We start from the raw sequence: 18,979 nt of genomic DNA on the forward strand, positions 1-18,979 counted from the left end.
GTGATACCTATCCAAGAACAAATTGTTGACAAACTGAAAAATTTCTCTGAAATCGAACTGCAAGAAATCCTCAACTTGGCTGATTTCCTGTTATGGCAGCGGAGAAAGCAGGAAGTAGCTTCGCCGCCTGATGAAACTGGCAACAGCCAACCAGCAAATATGGATGAAGAGTGCGAAGTTCATTATGTTGGTGGAGTTTTAGTCGTCAAAGCAGCATTAAGAAAAAATGAAGAAATGATTAATTGGGATACAATTATTCCCGATATGCGCGAAGATGGAAAATATCTAATTGAAAAGACATGACTCAAAATAATTTACTGTCTCGGCTCTCAATCGACTCGAATATCTGCTTTGGCAAACCATGTATTCGCGGCCATCGCATCTGGGTTTCTCTGATTCTTGACTTTCTCGCTAGCGGCATGACTTTGGAAGAATTGCTTGAGGAATATCCGGGAATTGAACGAGAAGACGTTTTGGCTTGTATTGCTTATGGGGCTGAGTTGGCAAGAGATTATTATGTGGAAATTCCTGTGGGTAAAAAAAAGGTAGTTTTAAAGTGAAGTTAAAACTTGATGAAAATTTGGGCAGCATCCGCGTTGTTTCGATGTTACGTTTGGGTGGCCATGATGTTGCGACTGTACGGGAAAAAAATTTGATTTCCACACCGGATGAATTATTAATTGATATATGTCGGAGGGAAGATAGATGTTTGGTGACTTTGGATAGGGGGTTTGGCAATCGCCTCCGCTACAATCCTTCTGATTATTCTGGGATTGTGTTACCGCGTCTGCCTTCTCAATCGAAACCGCAAGATTTGTCAGCGGCCGTATAAATATTAATTTGCGGATTGGATGCCGCTGAGGATTACTCAACTGAAGAGCAAAAAGCTGTAAAAAAAGCAGCTAAACTGCTGAAGGTTGAAGATGATATTGCACTTCCTCTCAACAGATTGGTAGAGACCGAAGAAGCAGTAACTGCATTACGCAAAGCGCTACTACAGACTGAGGTTTTAGCTTAATTTAGCAGAACCCCAAAATCCCCAGCAGGTTGATCTAGAGGGGGTGGGAACCCCACACCCTACACCAAAATAGAGTGCAAGTCGCTATGAATTTCCTGGTGGTCTCGGGTAAAATATAAGGACACCTGCATTTCTTGTGCGATCGCGCAGCGTGCCCGAAGGGAACTTAGAGGTCTTTTTCTTTCCCTACCCCCGATACCCTAATTTTTTGTCAAATGAAACCAGAATTCAATTTTTTTGAGCATTGGTATCCTATGATACCAGTCGAAGACTTAGATCCCAAGCAACCAACTTCAGTAACACTTTTGGGACTGCGTTTAGTTATCTGGAAACCCAAATCATCTGAAACTTTCCAAGTGTTTTTAGATCGATGTCCCCACCGCCTTGCGCCCCTAAGTGAGGGGCGCATTGATGACGAAACAGGGAATTTAATGTGTAGCTATCACGGTTGGCAATTTGATGAACAGGGAATTTGTACTCATATTCCCCAAGCGGAAAATCCAGAAGTTGTGAGCAAGAATAAAGAAAATCTGTGTGCTGTAGCACTACCAGTTCGTCAGCAACAGGATTTACTCTGGATTTGGCCAGATGCAAAATCAAGCGAACAAGCTGCAAATACACCCTTACCTTTATCACCGCAAATAGATGCAACTAAAGGCTTTGTTTGGTCTTCTTTTGTACGAGATTTAGAATATGACTGGGAAACCCTTGTGGAAAATTTGGCAGATCCGAGTCATGTTCCTTTTGCTCATCACGGCGTGCAGGGCGATCGCAAACAAGCAAGCTCGATTGCGTTCAAAATTGTGCAATCAACACCCAATTTGATTGAAGCGGTAATAGGTGGATCTTTTCAAAGAAAAATCACTTTTGAACCACCTTGTCGCTTGGAATATGCGGTCAGTTTTGGCGATGGCAGCAAACAGTTGGGATTAATCACCTACTGTATACCTGTGTCTCCTGGGAAGTCTAGAATTGTCGCTCAATTTGCCCGTAACTTTGGTCAAACACTCTATCATCTCAAACCCCGTTGGTGGGATCACATCAGCAATCGCAATGTTCTTCTTGATGGAGATATGGTTCTTCTACAGCAGCAAGAGTATTTTCTCCAACAAGTAAAATCTACCCAAAGCTGGAAAACTGCCTATAAGTTACCTACAAGTGCAGACCGTTTAGTAATTGAGTTTAGGAATTGGTTTGACCGCTATTGTCACGGACAACTACCCTGGAGCGAAGTTGGAATCAATGTTCCACCGACACGGAACATCAATAACGATCGCCAACAAACGCTCGATCGCTACAAACAACACACCCAACATTGTAGTAGCTGTCGAAAAGCACTTTTGGTCGTGCAACGCTTACAAGCATTGCTTTTAGTCTACTTTGTGATTACTGTTGGCGCTGTAGCTCTCCTTCCCGATGAATTGCAACTTAATCTGGGTTTACCCTTAATTGTGATAGCACTGCTAGGTCTAGGAGCTTACGCTTGGCTGAGATTCTGGCTTAGTCCTAGATTTTACTTTGTGGACTACATCCATGCACACAGATAAAAGCAATTTTCAGGCACTTTTCTAGGAAACGCTATAGTTCAGGTAGAACCAAGAAATAAAAACAACTTTCATGCAAGCCATCAAGTTTAAGGCGTTGCTGCATACAAGTATGAATTCAAGATGTCGGAAGGGCTATAAACGAAGTATAGTGAGTTTTGTAACTTCCGAGAAAAGGTGATTCATACCTGTATTCAGCAACGCCAAACCTTGGCATTGCTGAATACAGGTATGAATTCAAGATTCCCGAAGGGCTATAAACCAAGTATAGTGAGTTTTGTAACTTCCGAGAAAAGTTGATTCATACCGTGAATCAACAACGCCAGAAAACGATTATCTTTTCCCGACTGAATGCCAAGATAAACGGTTCCGGTAATAAGACCAGTTCCAATTAATGCTGAAATAATCTTCCTTCTCAACATCACTGAAGTAATTCCAAAATTAAGGGTTGAAAGATATCTGTCCAAGATTTTATAGATCGGCAAGGGCATCCACAAGAGATGCCCTTACCGCAATCCAAACTACGCGCCGACAGATTCCTTCGCTGCGTACAACACCTCAACGGTAATCTTATCAATCCCCCGATCGCGCGCGAACTTCTCAGTATTCCGCTTCACCTTACCCCGCACAAAACCAGGGATTTTATTCAACTCAGCCTGTCCATCCTTCGTCCAACCCATATCAGAGTCAGCCGAAATTCCCTTCGTAATCACTTCCTTGGTATCGTGGCCGCCGAAGATTTCCAGCAAGTGGTCTTCCATTCCCAAAGTGAAGGAATTGTACACCAAATCTACGCACTGATTCGTGCCTTCATAACCCAAAAATGGCTTGTAGCCGATCGGGAAATTTTGGACGTGAATCGGTGCAGCAATTACGCCGCAGGGAATATCCAACCGCTTACCTACGTGGCGTTCCATTTGGGTGCCGAAAATTGCCGAAGGTTCCGCTTTGGCGATCGCATCTCCGATCGCCCCGTGATCGTCCGTCACCAGCACTTCATCGCAATACTCGCTAACCTGTTCCCGGAACCAGTCAGCGTCGTGTTTGCAGTAGGTTCCTGCCCACACAACGTGGATTCCCATCTCGCGAGCCAAAATCTTCGTCATCGCCGCAGCGTGCGTATTATCGCCAAATACGACGGCTTTTTTGCCTGTTAAGTTTTGGCAGTCGATCGATCGCGAAAACCAAGCAGCCTGCGACACAAACCGCGTTTGTTGGTCAATAAAATTTTCGTAATCAACATCCGCACCTTGAGCATTCAAAACTTGCTGAATCTTGCGGATACAGCGCGCAGTTTCCACCACGCCCATCGGCGTAATATCCACCATCGGCGTGCCGAATTCTTTTTGCAAATACTCCCCGGCCATCATCCCCAATTCCCGATAAGGAACCAAGTTAAACCAAGCGCGGGGCAGTCTTTTTAAGTTATGAACCGAAGCACCTTCGGGAATAACTTCGTTGACTTCAATGCCCAAATCTGCCATCAAACGCTTCAACTCAGTGCAGTCGTGCTGGTTGTGGAAACCCAGGGTAGACATACCGATAATGTTGACAGATGGTTTTTCGCTTTTGGCTTCTACTAAATCGCCTTTTTTGCGGGCTTTGTTAATGTAAAATTGGACGATTTGATCCAAAGTGCGATCGGCAGCTTGCAGTTCGTTTACCCGATAATGGTTAACATCCGCCAGCAATACATCGCCTTTGGCATCCAATTGAGCTCTCTCCACGAAGTTTTCCAAGTCTTCTTGCAGAATGCTGGAGGTGCAAGTCGGGGTGAGCACGATTAAATCTGGGTGCTCTTCTCTGTCTTTGCGGGTGATGTTGTCCACCACCCGTTCCTGCGAACCCCGCGCCAGTACGTGTCTGTCAACGACGCTGGTAGTCACCGGGGTGAAATCCCGTTCCCTCTCCAGCATGGAACGCATGACGTTAAAATAGTCGTCTCCTATGGGTGCGTGCATGATCGCATGGACGTTTTTGAAGGAAGTGGCCACACGCAAAGTGCCGATGTGGGCTGGGCCTGCGTACATCCAATAAGCCAATTTCATAGGTATTTTTCCTGGTGCTGGTTGAGAATTGCCCGATCGGGCGATTACTGCTAAATTTTAAGGTTGTTTCTGATTTTCTCACCGGATGAATCCTTTAGAAATAGTAACTTTCTGATGATTTCCAGATGTGGTAAATGCTCAAAAGCCTTGGCTGCTTAGGATTTGGCCCGTAATTCCAACAAATTGACCTTGCTTTTATGGCAATAATTCTTAATCTTTTCTCCAATTTTCTTCAGAGCTAGGCAAATCCTATCGCCCTAGAGTTCGCTGCTGCGCACCAGACAAGGTGCAATAATTCGGCATTTTTTGTCAAATTTACTCTGTTCAAACGGTCAATCGATTTTAGATTTTAGATTTTAGATTAAAGAATGGAAGCATTGACTCCACGGATAAATTCGGGGGTTTCTTTATCGGATACAGGTTTTTTATTTCTGGGTCCTGAGTCTGCGAAGGAATGAATCCGGGGGCTTGTATCCTGGATGCTTGATTGTCAGTTAGTATTGTTAATCGATCGGTCAAAATAGATAGAACTGAAGAAAATTTCAGATTCCGAAGCAACACTTACTTCCCTCAGCGCCTCGGTCGCCAATTATAGTTAAGATTTGCACCGCCCGGTTTTTTTGAAGCACCGCAAATTCGGGCCCGATCACCGGAAAAAATAAATCTTTAAGCACTTGCGTATTTTCACGAGATGTGGTGACGCTCCACTAAAGTCAAGCGATTGCTTAGAATCGGAGATGATTTGGTTGTCAGAATGGCGATCGAGCATTAGAGTAAATCCTTGCACAAATCCTGTATTTGTGATTTTGTTTACCTAACTGCTGAGGTGACGAAAGCCCCAGGGCGCTTTTGTCAGCAGTAGCTCTTTGTTGTCAAGGCCTGCTTTCCCACACATCCCAAAAGATAGCTCTTGAGCGATAATGAAGAATAACAGAGGATTTACGAAAAGAAACCCGGTTTATACGAAAAAATCTTGGGTTTGTCAACGACTAGCAACGAAGGAACCCGGTTTCTAGCCCGCCGCGCGTAACTCCTGTAACATTGACCAAGCACACCTAATTTGAGAGAACCCAACTATGATGGCAATTCCCGGCGTTGCAGTTCTCGCTCTCATTTATGAAAGCAGCACTTCCCTGGTTTACCGCGGCCACAACGAGCAGAACAACCAACCTGTTATTATCAAACTTATCAAAGAAGACTATCCGACTCCTGAAGAACTGAATAGATACAAGCGCGAATATGAGATCACTGCCAACTTAAGCCTGTTGGACGGAGTTGTGAAAGTGTATAAGTTGCAACAGGTTAGAAATAGTCTGGCAATGATCTTAGAAGATTTTGGCGGGGAATCTTTAAAAATATTTATGGGTTCCCAAAAATTTACTATTTTAGGATTTCTGACTACGGCTATCAAAGTTGCTGAAACTTTGGGCGAAATTCACGGAAAAAATGTAATTCATAAAGATATAAATCCCTCTAATATAGTTTTTAATCCTGCTACAGGACAAGTAAAACTAATAGATTTCAGCATCTCAACTGCATCCAACCTAGAAAATATTCCCAATAAAAATCCCAATTTTTTAGAAGGCACTTTAGCCTATATGTCGCCCGAACAAACTGGCAGAATGAACCGGGTAGTCGATTACCGAACCGACTTTTATTCCCTCGGCGTGACCTTCTATGAAATCCTGGCAGGACAACTTCCTTTTCCCACTACAGATCCCATGGAGTTAGTTCACTGTCACATAGCCAAACAGCCAGTACCTCTCGCTGAAATAGCCCCAGAAATTCCTAAAGCTGTTTCAGATATTGTGATGAAATTGTTAGCAAAAACCGCTGAGGAGCGCTATCAAAGTGCTTGGGGACTAAAAGCAGATTTGGAATCCTGCCTGTTTCAGTGGCAAACATCTGGGTTTGTTTCCGATTTTCCTCTCGGCAGCCAAGATATTTCCGACAAATTTCAAATACCTCAAAAACTTTACGGCAGACAGCGAGAAGTTGAAACTCTTTTAGCGGCATTTGAGCGGGTGGCAGCAACAAATAATCGAGGCTACCGCACCGACAATTCTCAAATTTCTGTCATCAAAAAAGAGAGCAAATCGAAAAAAGAAATTCCCTTGTCAGTCCTGGGAAGAGGACAGCATAAATCCCGCAGCGAGATGATGCTGATTGCCGGTTATTCCGGCATTGGCAAATCTGCAATGGTGAAGATTTTAGACAAACCTATTACCCGCAGACGTGGATATTTTATTTGGGGAAAGTTTGACCAGTACAAGCGAACTATTCCTTACTCTGCCGTTGTCAGCGCTTTTTCGGAATTGGTGCGGCAACTGTTAACTGAAAGCGAGGCTCAATTAGCAGTTTGGCGCGAAAAACTCCGCACTTCCTTCGGTCAAAACGGGCAAATTATTATTGATGTCATCCCCGAAGTTGAACTAATTGTCGGAGCTCAGTCTCCTGTATCTGAATTGGGGCCGACGGAATCTCTGAACCGCTTTAATTTAGTCTTTCAAAATTTCATTCGTGTATTTTGCCAGCCAGAACATCCGCTGGTCATTTTTCTCGACGATTTGCAGTGGGCTGATTCTGCTACTCTCAAATTGATCGAATTGATGATGACAGATGAAGCTACGCAATATCTGTTTTTAATTGGTGCTTATCGGGATAATGAAGTTAGTCCTACTCATCCTTTAATGATGACTGTGGAGACGCTGCGAAATCAGGAAGCTATCATTAATCAGATTGCTTTGTCGCCGCTGGGGGTGGAAAACATAACTCATTTGATTGCGGAGACTTTGCACAGCGATCGAGAATCTGTCAAACCCTTAGCTGAATTAGTAATCAGTAAAACCGACGGAAATCCTTTTTTTGTTAATCAATTCCTGCAAACATTGTATCAGGAAAACCTGCTAGTTTTTCACCCGCCGCAGTCGGGTAGCAAGGGCGGCTGGCATTGGGATATGACTCAAATTGAGCAGTGCGCTATCACTGACAATGTAGTAGACTTGATGGTACAAAAGTTGAGAAAACTGCCAAGTTCAACGCAGCAAGTTTTGCGCTTAGTGGCTTGTTTGGGTAACGAATTTGACTTGAATACTCTTTCTTTAATTAATGAAAAAGAAGCCTCGGAAACTTTTTCTCACCTGTTGCCCGCGATTAAGTCGGGACTGATTCTGCCAACTTCGGAATTGGAAAGCAAGTCATTAGATTACGTGCTGTTTCCGCTATTAATTCTGAATTATAAATTTTTGCACGATCGCGTACAACAAGCAGCTTACGCTCTGATCGACGACTCACAAAAAAAGGCAGTTCACCTGAAAATAGGCAGGCAAATCCTAGAAAACACTCCGGCTGAATATCGCGCTGACAGAATCTTTGAATTAGTCGATCACTTGAATGTAGCTCGATCGCTAATTAAAGACGATCGAGAATTAATTGAACTGGCAACGCTGAATTTAGACGCGGCCCGCAGAGCCAAAGATGCCACTGCTTATGTTGCTGCCTTGCAGTATTTGACCGCAGGCATGGACGGTTTGAGCGCCGATATTTGGGATGCCCACTATGATTTAGCTTTTGCCTTGCACATGGAGCGGGCAAATGTTGAGTATTTAAACGGTTATTTCGATAAGTCTGAAGAATTTATTAATATAACTCTGGAAAAAGCGCGATCGGCCTTAGAAAAGGTAGAAATTTACAACCTGCTGATCGTGCAGTACACCCTGCGGGCGAAGTACGAAGAAGCCGTTAAAGCCGGAATCACAGCTTTGGACTTGCTAGGCATTGACTTACCGCTAGACGGGCTACAAAAAGTCATATCCGAAGAATTTGCAGCAGCCACAAATATTTTAGCAGGTAGAGAAATAGCTTCCCTAATTGATGCCCCCGAAATGACTGTACCCGACAAAAAAGTTGCAGTCAAATTAATTACCAACTTGCTGACATCGGCGTACCTCAAAAATCCCGACTTGTGGAAAGTCAGCGTTTTAAAAGGAGTCAATCTTTCTCTACAATACGGTTTAGTACCCGAAGCCTCTCTTTGCTATGCTGGCTACGGTATGTTCTTAAACGCAGTTTCGGGAGATTACAAAGCTGCGTATCAATTCGGCTTGCTCTCGCTGAATCTCAGCGAAAAATCTGGCAATATCGGCTTGAAGTGCAGAGCTTGTTCATCCTTGGTCAGTATTTTTTATTACTGGTTCAATCACATCAAAGATTCCCACGCGATTAGCAATGAAGGATATCAAGCAGCTTTAGAATCAGGAGATTTAGAGTATGCGGGTTATATCCTGTCCAACCGCATAGCTAACTCATTTTTTCAAGGTAAAGAAATCTCGCAAATTCTGGCCGACACAAGCAGGTATTTGCAGTTCAGCCAAAAAACCAAAAATCAGCTCGTAACCGATATCTTATTAGGAGTAGAGTTAATCCTGCGTAACTTGAGCAAACTAACTCCTGAAAAGTTTGTATTTGAAAGCGAAGATATCAGCGAAGCTGAATACGTACACAACTGTCAAGTTCATCAAAATTTGTACTCGCTCTGCCTTTATCAGATTCGCAAATGCCAGGTAATGTACTGGTACGGCAACTTCAACGAAGCGCTACAACTAGCTTTTGAAGTAGAAAAACAGCTATCTTTTATTACCGGAGCGATACCCGCTACTGAATGGAATTTTTTCTTTTCTCTAACTTTAGCCGCCGTTTTCCCAAATGTTTCCGAAGACAAGCAAAAGGAATACTTGGAAAAATTAGAGGAAAACCAAAAACAGATGAAAATTTGGGCAGACAACTGTGCCGAAAATTTTCTGCACAAGTACCTTTTAGTACAAGCAGAAATAGCCCGAATTTCCAAGAAAGATTCCGAAGCTGTAGAACTGTACGATTTCTCTATAAATTTAGCCCAAGACAATGAGTTTGTCCAAAATGAAGCGCTAGCTAATGAACTAGCAGCTAAGTTTTGGTTGAGTAAAGGCAAGTATCAATATGCCAAAATCCACTTGCGTGAAGCTCACTCGTGCTACTTGCGCTGGGGTGCAGTTCGCAAAGTAGAAGATTTAGAACAGAAGTATCCGCAGTTGCGGGAAATGACGCCAATCAACGGCAGTTTTAACAACAATCAAACTACCACAACTATTCATACTTCTACTGGCAGCGATGCTAGAGTGCTGGATTTGGCAACGGTAATGAAAGCATCTCTGGCGATTTCTAGCGAAATTGTCCTCGATAAGTTGCTGGCTTCTTTGATGAGAATATCTTTGGAAAATGCGGGTGCTCAATTAGGTTTTCTGATTTTAGTTAGAGATGGTAAACTGTTGATTTCAGCTAAGGCGTCAGTATTTGCTGAAGATGTAGCTGTGCTGCAATTTACGCCTGTTGGAGACTATCATGATTTACCTGTGACGGTGATTAATTATGTGGAAAGGACTCGCTCGGATTTGGTGTTGAGCAATGCGGCGGCTGAGGGACTATTCACAGCCGATCCTTACATCGCTAAACACCAACTGCAATCTATTTTGTGTACTCCCATCATCAATCAAGGCAAACTGATCGGCATTCTTTATTTAGAAAACAATTTGACTGTCGGAGCATTTACTCCCCACAGATTGGAAGTTTTAAGGTTGCTTTCTTCCCAAGTTGCTATTTCTTTGGAAAATGCTCTACTTTACAATTCGGTGGAACAGAAAGTGCAAGAACGGACGCAGGAGTTAAATGAAAAAAACGAGCGTTTAGAACACACTTTGCGGGAACTTAAACTAACTCAAGCTCAATTAATCCAAACGGAAAAAATGTCTAGTTTGGGGCAAATGGTCGCTGGTGTAGCTCACGAAATTAATAATCCTGTAAGTTTCATCTATGGCAATCTTAATCCGGCTAGCGAATACGTTAAAGACTTGCTAAAATTGATTGAGCTTTATCAGCAGCACTATCCAGAACCTGCGGATGAAATTCTAGAAGAAATAGAAACAATTGAGCTGGAATTCTTGAGCGAGGATTTGCAAAAGCTGCTGGATTCCATGAAAGTAGGAGCGGAAAGAATCCGGGATATTGTGCTAAGCTTGCGGAATTTCTCGCGCCTCGACGAAGCGCAAATGAAGTCGGTAGATATCCATCAAGGCATCGACAGTACGGTGATGTTGCTGCAACCGCGCCTGAGAAAAGAGGGCGGGCGTTTGGGAATTGAGGTGATTAAAAATTACAGCACGCTACCACTAATTACTTGTTATGCGTCTCAGTTGAATCAGGTATTTATGAATATTTTGACAAATGCGATCGATGCTCTCCTCGTAGCAAGAGATTGCCCGGAAAACTCTCATCAACAGCCTACGATTACAATTTCTACAGAGGTGACTGACAGGAATTCTGCCATAATTAGAATTGCTGACAGCGGGCCAGGGATGAGCACTGAGGTGCTGCACAAGATATTCGATCCATTTTTTACAACTAAGCCCGTGGGTTCGGGAACAGGTTTGGGATTGTCTATTTCTCACTCGATTGTTGTCAGTTCTCACGGCGGAAAATTGACGTGCGTTTCTGCACCAGGAGAGGGCAGCGAGTTTATTATTGAAATTCCGATCGCCCCCAGGCAAGTTTTGTAACCGGCGATCAACCAACAGCATTGCTGAAAGAGTAATGATGTTTCAGGGAAAATGAAAGAATAAACGTCTCTACCTCTCTTTATCTGGGTGAATCAGCGTCAATCCATTGTCCGGGGCGGTTAATACATTCTCTTTTTTTTACCGCAGATGAGGGCAGATAAACACAGATTAACGCAGATGAATTAGATATATTTCGGTGGCGCTGTTGGTGATTGTTGACCTTGGGCGAAGCTGATCGGCCATCGCTGTTGAAGGAATTCCTAAAATAAATTAGTGATAAAGTTTCCAGCATTCTCGCGCAATTTCCCAATCCTCCTGCGTGTGAATTACCAAAATTCTCACTGCTGAATCCACTGCCGCAATATCTTGATCGATCGGTGACTGTTGATTTTTATCCTCATCCAATTTTAACCCGATAAATCCAAAAGCTTCGCAAGCGGCAGCCCGTACAATAGCAGAATTTTCCCCAACTCCCGCCGTAAAAATTAAAGCATCCAACCCTCCTAAACTCGCCAGCATGGCACCAATTCCGGCACGCAAACGGTGGATGTAAATCTCCAAAGCCAGTTGAGCTCTCTGATTACCTTGGGCGATCGCATCTCCAATCTGCCGCAGATCGCTAGACACCCCTGAAATCCCTTTTAAACCCGAATTTCGATTGAGAATACCATCAAGTTTCTCAGCAGTAAACTCGGATTGTTTTAACAGATGAATGATAATGCCTGGATCGATCGAACCCGATCGACTTCCCATCATCAAACCTTCCAAAGGCGTAAATCCCATCGTCGTGTCAACACTCCAGCCACCGCGAATGGCCGCCAGAGAACATCCGTTGCCCAAATGACAGCTAATCAACCGCAAATCTGCCAAATCTCGACCCAGAATGTCGGCGGCCCGACGCGCGCAATATTGATGGCTAATCCCGTGAAAGCCGTAGCGCCGAATCCCATTTTCCAGCCATTCATAGGGGCCGGGATAAACAAAGGCTGCGGGCGGCAATTGTGCGTGAAAAGCTGTATCAAATACTGCTACTTGCGGCACTTTTCCGAGGATTTTTTCAATCGCTTCGATACCTTCGAGGTTAACTGGATTGTGGACAGGGGCGAAAACAGATAAACGGGCGATCGCCTGTTTAACATCCGGCGAAATTAACGTACTTTGCTGATAATCTTCCCCGCCGTGTACGACGCGGTGGCCGACAATATCAATCTCCTTTAAATCATTAATGGTTTGAGTTTTTCCCCTCCAAAGAGTCTCCAGCATTCGAGAAATAGCATCTTGGCGAGACTCGGATGCAAATTCCTCCTCAAGCCGATCGCCTTTTGCTGTTTTGACTTTCAACTCTGCTATACCCTGCTGGTGAGTCCAATCAATTTGAGCCTCCCACAGAGGTTGCAAAGGTCGATCGGGCAGGACATCGTTTAACTCGTAAAGACAGCTCTTTTGACTGCTCGAACCCGCATTTAACACCAGTATTTTCATGCTTGATTATGTCCTGTTGATTCGTTCTTTCGATCGCTAGGCGATTGCAATCGCATCTTGTCAAACTTTCGCCCGCCTGCACAGACTAAGAAATCTTGAGATTCTGGCAAAAATATTAAGAAATATGTCGAAAAATTAACTGTTAATGCAATGTGTAGCGAACAGTTGCATTTTTTTGATATATCTTCTAGGCAGATTTTCATTTACTAAAGTTTAAGGAGCCGATCGATGTTTACACCAATTTTACTTGCCGTTGCCCCCAGAACCGTAGAGTGGAGCCCCACGATCGGTTTGATTATGATTCTTTGCAATATTTTAGCTATTGCGATCGGCAAATCAACCATCCAGAATCCTAGCACAGGCCCAGCAATGCCCTCATCGAGTATGTTCGGCGGTTTGAGTTTGGGTGCAGTTTTAGGAACTACTGCCTTTGGTCATATTTTGGGAGCAGGTACTATTTTAGGATTGTCTTACATAGGCGCGATTTAGTTTCAGACGCTCCGGGTAGGCAGTGCGCGCACCCTACCCGCAATTTCAAGTACCGGGTAAATTCTGGAGAGTTTCATCCATGTACGATCGATCGCCCAAAACCTCCAGCAGTGGCCCGTGCACCTCAAACTTAACAATACTGACAGAAGCTGCTAAAGCGGCAATGCGATCGCGATAACGTCCCAAATCAATCCCCAACAGACTGCACAGAATAATTCTAATAGTTGCTTTGTGCGAGACAACCAACACATTTCCATTCTTATATTTTTCCTCAATTTCTGCAATAACTAAGGAAGCTCTACTGGCAATTTGCACCGAAGTTTCGCCGCCGTTTGGTGCATTCCAAGCAGGTTCAGTCAGCCAATTAATATAATCTTCTTCGTATTCTTTTTTGACCTCTTCTACTGTTTTGCCTTCCCACTCACCGTACTTAATTTCCCTCAGTCCGTCGCGAAGCTGCATTTCAATTCCCACAGCATCGCACAAAGGTTTTGCAGTAGCAATTGTGCGTTTCATGGGACTGACATAAATAGCATTCCAAGGCAATTTTGCGTAACTGGCGGCAAACTGTTCTGCCATTTTAACACCTTCTGCTGTTAATTCTGGATCGATAGCGCCGCAGAAGCCACCTGTTTGGCTGTAAGTCGTTTCACCGTGTCGTACAAAGTAGATTTTTAAGCTCATGAGTTAGTTAATTGTGTGTGAATTTTACTATGTTAGCAAAAGAGTGTAAAAAACTCCTTCAAATCATCGAGTGCAGGATGAGCCCAATTCCAAATATCTTTTTTGTGTTCCATAACATACTCAAACTCAGACATACTGCATTTTCTGCCAGCTTGTTTCTGATCCTGCTTTGAGCAAGTATCATACCTAATATAGTTGTTAATCCAAAATTTATCAAAATCTTTCTGCTTAATTTCCTTTCCCTCCTTTTCTTTTATGCAACTTCTCCAGCTATCTAAACAATCAGCATGAGGAGATTCTCTAGCCTTTATTGTCTTTAAAAGCGTTTCCAGTTCGCCTTTACCTCCAACATTTGTAAAGTAACAAGCCAATTTTGCATTTGTTCCATGATCTGTACAAATATCGATAAATTGTTTAGTGCTTGACAAGCTTTCAGCTTCAAACACCTGTTTTATACATCTATCTACAAATTCCAGCCGTTCTCGATCTGAATAGTTATCAATATCAATAATAATTCCAATCTTTTCTATATCTGTTTTTTGAAGGTCGGCTTTTAAAGCTTTTAAAGCATTAGTTAATTTTTTTTCATCCAAGCCTGACAAAGCTTTATACTCCTCTATATAAATAGGTTGTTCTATCTTGATGTTGCAGTTGAGAAATTCAACCATTGCTTTCATAAAAATCGCATCATTTTTACTTTCTACTATTACGAGATTACTCACCTCTCACTCCTTTTTGATGCTCTATTGCGTAATTCAAAGTTTCCAAGTCGCGTCTGATGCCGATGATTTGATTTGTTTTCGGTTTCTTTGCTAGTTCAAAATATGCGCTGCTGCATTCCTGATTTGGTTCTAAGCCGACATCAGCAAATGCTTGAAGCATCTCTAAACTGTGAGTTGTCGCAAAAATCTGCGTATCCAGTTCCACCGCCAAGCGAAATAAAATTCTCCAAAAATCTCGCTGATTTGTATAGTGAATGCCATTTTCTATTTCATCGACTAACAGTATTTTGGGTTCGCTATTTACCAGTTTTAGAATAATGTCTGCAACGCGGTTAATTGCATCTCCGAATAATGAAAGAGGCAAACGCTTTTCGCCTTTTCTTCTCAAGTAAAGCGTGGGTTCCCCGATCGAAAAACTTTCTACTGATTCGATCGCCGGATCGATAACTTGAAAAGCTTTCAAAACTTCGGTATCTTTGTCATCCAAACGGGCGCGGTCGTAGGCTGCTGTGAGTTCTTTTCCCGAAATCCTGACAAAGGATGGAATAATTGGTACTTCGTCAATGGAAATGCGAGAATTAAATAAATTGCCAGTATTAACTTTTGTTGATGACCAATTAGATTCACCCTCGTTTGTCCCAACCTTAAAAGTTATATTATATCTCCTGACTTGTACTTGAATTTCTAATCGGTCAGTTTTATTTTTGTCATCTGTTCCAATAATTACTATCAATCGCTCCTTTCTTTGTGAATAAAACAAGTTATCCCAAGTTCGATAGGGCATAGCTTCTATAGCTTTTGCTGGCTCTCTTCTAAGTTCTCTTAGGATTACTAGACTGCTAGGTTGTGGAGCAACATTGAGAAAAAGTGCTTCTAGCAAGGCTGTCTTGCCAGCATTATTTTTACCGCCGATTAAATTGACTCTTTCAAACCCCGAAATTTTGATTTGCTCAAAGCATCTAAAATTTTGAATTTCTATTTCTTTCAGCATTACCGATCCTGTTGAATTAATCTAACTCATCTGCGTTAATCTGTGTTAATCTGCCTGTATCTGCGGTTAAAAAAAGAGAATTTGTTAACCGCAGATGACAATAGATTAACGCCGATTCACGCAGAGGTCGAGAAGCGATCGCACCTACCCAGGAGCACCCGATCGCACGGCTTGATCTCCTGTCGTTGTCGGATCTTTCGTTTCCTTCGGCGCTTCCGACGCAACAGCGCCCGCGTGCGGCCACTGCCAGTCGCGGATTTCCGGCATATCATCGCCGTGTTCGTTGATATACTGCCTGTGTTCGATCAGCTTGTCACGGATAGCTTGTTTGCCGTAAGCTGCTACAGAACTCAGTTTCGGAACGCGATCGAGTACATCTCCAACTAAATGGAATCGATCGAGGTCATTAATCACCACCATATCAAACGGCGTCGTAGTCGTCCCCTCTTCCTTGTAACCCCGAACGTGAATATTCGGGTGATTTGTCCGGCGATAAGTCAAGCGGTGAATCAGCCAAGGATAGCCGTGAAAAGCAAAAATCACCGGCTTATCTTTCGTGAACAAAGTATCAAAATCCTTGTCAGACAAACCGTGGGGATGTTCGCTAGCAGGTTGCAGCGTCATCAAATCCACCACATTCACCACCCGCACTTTTAAATCGGGATAATCTCGGCGGAGAATGTCAACAGCAGCCAAAGTTTCCAGCGTCGGGACATCACCCGCGCAAGCCATCACCACATCTGGTTCCCCACCTTTATCATTGCTAGCCCACTCCCAAATGCCGATGCCGGCGGTACAGTGTTTAATCGCAGAATCCATATCCAAATACTGCAATGCCGGCTGCTTCCCTGCAATAATCACGTTGACATAGTTGCGACTGCGGAGACAGTGATCCGTTACTGACAGCAAAGTGTTCGCATCCGGCGGCAAATAAATCCGCACAACCTCGGCTTTCTTGTTAATTACGTGGTCGATAAAACCCGGATCTTGGTGAGAAAAACCGTTGTGATCTTGTCGCCAAACGTGAGAAGTTAGTAAGTAATTCAGAGAGGCGATCGGTCTGCGCCAAGGAATGTGACGAGTAGTTTTCAACCACTTGGCGTGTTGATTGAACATCGAATCGATGATGTGAATAAACGCCTCGTAGCAGGAGAAAAAGCCGTGGCGTCCCGTCAGCAAATAGCCTTCCAGCCATCCCTGACATAAATGTTCGCTGAGAACTTCCATCACCCGGCCTTCGGGGGAGATGTGGTCGTCTTCGGGCAAAATTTCCCCCGCCCACACCCGGTTCGTCACTTCAAACACCGGATCGAGGCGGTTTGAGGCCGTCTCGTCAGGCCCGACAATGCGGAAATTGGCGTTTTCCTGATTCAGTCTCATCACGTCTCGCAGGAAGCGGCCAGAAACGCGGGTTGCTTCTGCCATTACAGTGCCCGGTTTTTGCACATCAACGGCGTAGTCTTCAAATTTCGGCATTTTTAAGTCTCGCAGCAGCAGGCCGCCGTTAGCGTGGGGATTTGCCCCCATGCGTCGAGCTCCCTTGGGTGCGAGTTCTGCTAATTCGGGAATTAACTTGCCCTTTTCGTCGAAGAGTTCTTCCGGCTTATAGCTTTTCATCCAATCTTCGAGGAGTTGGACGTGTCCGGGGTTAGAAGCCATTTCCGAAAGTGGGACTTGGTGTGATCGCCAATAATCCTCTGTTTTCTTACCGTCTACTTCCTTCGGCCCCGTCCAGCCTTTGGGAGTTTTCATTACAATCATCGGCCACTGGGGACGGCCGGAATAGCCCTCCGTCCGGGCTTTTTCCTGAATCGCCTTAATTTCGCCGATCGCGGTATCGAGAGTTGCAGCCATCAACTGGTGCATGGTTTCCGGGTCTGAACCTTCCACCCAATAAGGTTTGTAGCCATAACCGACCATCAAACTTTCCAATTCCTCCTGCGGAATGCGGGCCAACAGCGTTGGATTGGCAATTTTGTAGCCATTCAAGTGCAAAATCGGCAACACAGCCCCGTCGCGAACCGGGTTGAGAAACTTGTTAGAGTGCCAGCTAGCAGCTAGCGGGCCGCTTTCGGCTTCCCCGTCACCGACAACGGCCGCCACAATCAAATCGGGATTGTCGAAGACGGCCCCGTAAGCGTGGACTAGGGCGTAGCCGAGTTCGCCGCCTTCGTGAATCGAACCGGGGGTTTCCGGGGCGACGTGGCTGGGGATACCGCCGGGAAAGGAGAACTGTTTGAACAGCCGTTTGATACCCTCTTCATCTTCGGAAATGTTCGAGTAATATTCGCTGTAAGTGCCTTCGAGATAGGTGTTGGCGACCAAGCCCGGCCCGCCGTGTCCAGGGCCTGCGATGTAGATGGCGTTGATGTCTTGGGCTTTGATGATGCGGTTGAGGTGAACGTAGATGAAGTTTAGCCCTGGAGTAGTGCCCCAATGTCCGAGGAGTCTCGGTTTGACGTGTTCGATTTTGAGGGGTTCTTTGAGTAGGGGGTTGTCGAGGAGATAGATTTGTCCGACGGATAGGTAGTTTGCCGCCCGCCAGTAGGCGTTCATTTTGTGTAGTTCTGAGTCGGAAAGCGGCTTTAATTGCGGGATCTCGGTTGTTCCTAGCATCATCAGCTATTGACTCCTAAGTTGTGGTTGTTTTCTAAAGTGCGATCGTGAAGTGCGATCGATATTAATTGGTTATCTGTGACATTTTGTATTTAAACTCCATGTCTTCCACACCAACTATTGAATTCTAGCTCGTTTATGTCTCCATCAAAGTTTAAATCAATGTTAATTTATGGCTAAACATCGCACAATTTCGAGTGAATAAAGGTGGAAATTTCCGGGGATCAAGGAATTAAGCAATATAAAATAGGATTTACACAAGAGTTTTCGTAGAGTGTGAACTGTGCACCTGATGCGTATGTGCTGCGAGTGGTAGGATGTGTTGTGCAAGTTCCCAAAAAGATACTTCTCAAGGTAGAAGTCATAATGATTGATACCGGAAGTTGATTTTAGTTTGTGTCGGCAGATGGCTGATATCGCTTATCAAAAAAAATGCAAATTTAGGCCATATCCAAAGCTTTATGTCCTCAGTCATTCCCAATTGTAAAATCTCAAATCTAAAATGGTATGACTCGTTTTGTTTTAAAGTTTTTGAGGTTCGTTTAATATCGGGGTAAAAGGGTGAGCAATTTTTATAATTTACAGATTTATCAAGAAGTTAAAAAGATATAGCAAGGCTATTTCCTTTGTAAACGGGCTTTTTTTTATGAATTGCAGAGGCGCACAGGGCGCAGAGGAAGAGATCCGAGAGAAAGGAATTGCGTATAACAGCAAATACATCAATACTCCGGACAGTTTTTAAGCAGCCAGAGTACCATAAGACAAGACTGAAGGAAGGTTAGGGTGATTTAAAAT

13 protein-coding genes are annotated in these 18,979 nt (G+C 44.0%); 7 read left to right on the forward strand and 6 right to left on the reverse strand.

What is annotated here, in order from left to right:
* From QUA34_RS15725 to QUA34_RS15745, 5 genes are all read left to right on the forward strand, one after another.
* A complete protein-coding gene (locus QUA34_RS15725) occupies positions 1 to 303 on the forward strand; it encodes a hypothetical protein (RefSeq protein WP_333388044.1) in 303 nt (100 codons plus the stop codon).
* The gene (locus QUA34_RS15730) at positions 300 to 560 is read left to right on the forward strand and encodes a DUF433 domain-containing protein (protein ID WP_333388046.1); all 261 of its coding nucleotides are present in this window, start codon (positions 300 to 302) and stop codon (positions 558 to 560) included. The genes QUA34_RS15725 and QUA34_RS15730 overlap by 4 nt, the downstream gene beginning before the upstream one ends.
* Positions 557 to 832 (forward strand): DUF5615 family PIN-like protein, encoded by a 276-nt coding sequence (locus QUA34_RS15735; RefSeq protein ID WP_333388048.1) that lies wholly within the window; start codon positions 557 to 559, stop codon positions 830 to 832. The genes QUA34_RS15730 and QUA34_RS15735 overlap by 4 nt, the downstream gene beginning before the upstream one ends.
* Positions 833 to 847: 15 nt before the next feature.
* Positions 848 to 1,018 (forward strand): hypothetical protein, encoded by a 171-nt coding sequence (locus QUA34_RS15740; protein WP_333388050.1) that lies wholly within the window; start codon positions 848 to 850, stop codon positions 1,016 to 1,018.
* A 254-nt stretch (positions 1,019 to 1,272) separates the two neighbouring features.
* The gene (locus QUA34_RS15745; RefSeq protein WP_333388053.1) at positions 1,273 to 2,565 is read left to right on the forward strand and encodes a Rieske 2Fe-2S domain-containing protein; all 1,293 of its coding nucleotides are present in this window, start codon (positions 1,273 to 1,275) and stop codon (positions 2,563 to 2,565) included.
* 518 nt (positions 2,566 to 3,083) lie between these two features.
* Here the strand turns inward: QUA34_RS15745 and bchB are convergent.
* Positions 3,084 to 4,610, reverse strand: a complete 1,527-nt coding sequence (gene bchB / locus QUA34_RS15750; RefSeq protein WP_190659189.1) for a ferredoxin:protochlorophyllide reductase (ATP-dependent) subunit B — start codon at positions 4,608 to 4,610, stop codon at positions 3,084 to 3,086.
* 1,076 nt (positions 4,611 to 5,686) lie between these two features.
* Here bchB and QUA34_RS15755 point away from each other — a divergent pair.
* The gene (locus tag QUA34_RS15755) at positions 5,687 to 11,200 is read left to right on the forward strand and encodes an AAA family ATPase (RefSeq protein WP_333388056.1); all 5,514 of its coding nucleotides are present in this window, start codon (positions 5,687 to 5,689) and stop codon (positions 11,198 to 11,200) included.
* A gap of 270 nt (positions 11,201 to 11,470) precedes the next feature.
* Here QUA34_RS15755 and QUA34_RS15760 read toward each other — a convergent pair whose 3' ends face one another.
* Complete coding sequence (locus QUA34_RS15760) at positions 11,471 to 12,682, reverse strand: acetate kinase (RefSeq protein ID WP_333388059.1); 1,212 nt, start codon at positions 12,680 to 12,682, stop codon at positions 11,471 to 11,473.
* Positions 12,683 to 12,910: 228 nt separating this feature from the next.
* On the opposite strand from QUA34_RS15760, the gene psaK reads away from it, so the two are divergent.
* Positions 12,911 to 13,171: a photosystem I reaction center subunit PsaK gene (gene psaK, locus QUA34_RS15765; protein ID WP_333388061.1), complete on the forward strand. Its 261-nt coding sequence runs from the start codon at positions 12,911 to 12,913 to the stop codon at positions 13,169 to 13,171.
* Between the two features lie 45 nt (positions 13,172 to 13,216).
* On the opposite strand, the gene QUA34_RS15770 is transcribed toward psaK, so the two are convergent.
* From QUA34_RS15770 to QUA34_RS15785, 4 genes are all read right to left on the reverse strand, one after another.
* Entirely contained in the window at positions 13,217 to 13,855 is a 639-nt protein-coding gene (locus QUA34_RS15770) for a histidine phosphatase family protein (protein WP_333388064.1), read from the reverse strand.
* A gap of 32 nt (positions 13,856 to 13,887) precedes the next feature.
* The gene (locus QUA34_RS15775; protein WP_333374943.1) at positions 13,888 to 14,577 is read right to left on the reverse strand and encodes a DUF3226 domain-containing protein; all 690 of its coding nucleotides are present in this window, start codon (positions 14,575 to 14,577) and stop codon (positions 13,888 to 13,890) included.
* Positions 14,570 to 15,568, reverse strand: a complete 999-nt coding sequence (locus QUA34_RS15780) for an ATP-binding protein (protein WP_333388067.1) — start codon at positions 15,566 to 15,568, stop codon at positions 14,570 to 14,572. Before QUA34_RS15780 ends, QUA34_RS15775 begins: the two co-directional genes overlap by 8 nt.
* Positions 15,569 to 15,712: 144 nt before the next feature.
* Positions 15,713 to 18,187 carry a phosphoketolase family protein gene (locus QUA34_RS15785; RefSeq protein WP_333388070.1) on the reverse strand — a complete coding sequence of 825 codons (2,475 nt, stop codon included), beginning with the start codon at positions 18,185 to 18,187 and terminating at the stop codon, positions 15,713 to 15,715.
* Positions 18,188 to 18,979 lie beyond the last annotated feature (792 nt).

The organism is Microcoleus sp. POL10_C6, from assembly GCF_036701585.1.
In the GTDB taxonomy this organism is placed as follows: Bacteria; Cyanobacteriota; Cyanobacteriia; order Cyanobacteriales; family Microcoleaceae; genus Microcoleus.

Excerpts from the sequence above, each read along its gene's own strand:
- QUA34_RS15730 (WP_333388046.1), top strand. The coding sequence starts at position 300 with ATGACTCAAAATAATTTACTGTCTCGGCTCTCAATCGACTCGAATATC.
- QUA34_RS15745 (WP_333388053.1), top strand. The coding sequence starts at position 1,273 with ATGATACCAGTCGAAGACTTAGATCCCAAGCAACCAACTTCAGTAACA.
- bchB (WP_190659189.1), bottom strand. The coding sequence starts at position 4,610 with ATGAAATTGGCTTATTGGATGTACGCAGGCCCAGCCCACATCGGCACT.
- QUA34_RS15755 (WP_333388056.1), top strand. The coding sequence starts at position 5,687 with ATGATGGCAATTCCCGGCGTTGCAGTTCTCGCTCTCATTTATGAAAGC.
- QUA34_RS15760 (WP_333388059.1), bottom strand. The coding sequence starts at position 12,682 with ATGAAAATACTGGTGTTAAATGCGGGTTCGAGCAGTCAAAAGAGCTGT.
- psaK (WP_333388061.1), top strand. The coding sequence starts at position 12,911 with ATGTTTACACCAATTTTACTTGCCGTTGCCCCCAGAACCGTAGAGTGG.
- QUA34_RS15770 (WP_333388064.1), bottom strand. The coding sequence starts at position 13,855 with ATGAGCTTAAAAATCTACTTTGTACGACACGGTGAAACGACTTACAGC.
- QUA34_RS15780 (WP_333388067.1), bottom strand. The coding sequence starts at position 15,568 with ATGCTGAAAGAAATAGAAATTCAAAATTTTAGATGCTTTGAGCAAATC.
- QUA34_RS15785 (WP_333388070.1), bottom strand. The coding sequence starts at position 18,187 with ATGATGCTAGGAACAACCGAGATCCCGCAATTAAAGCCGCTTTCCGAC.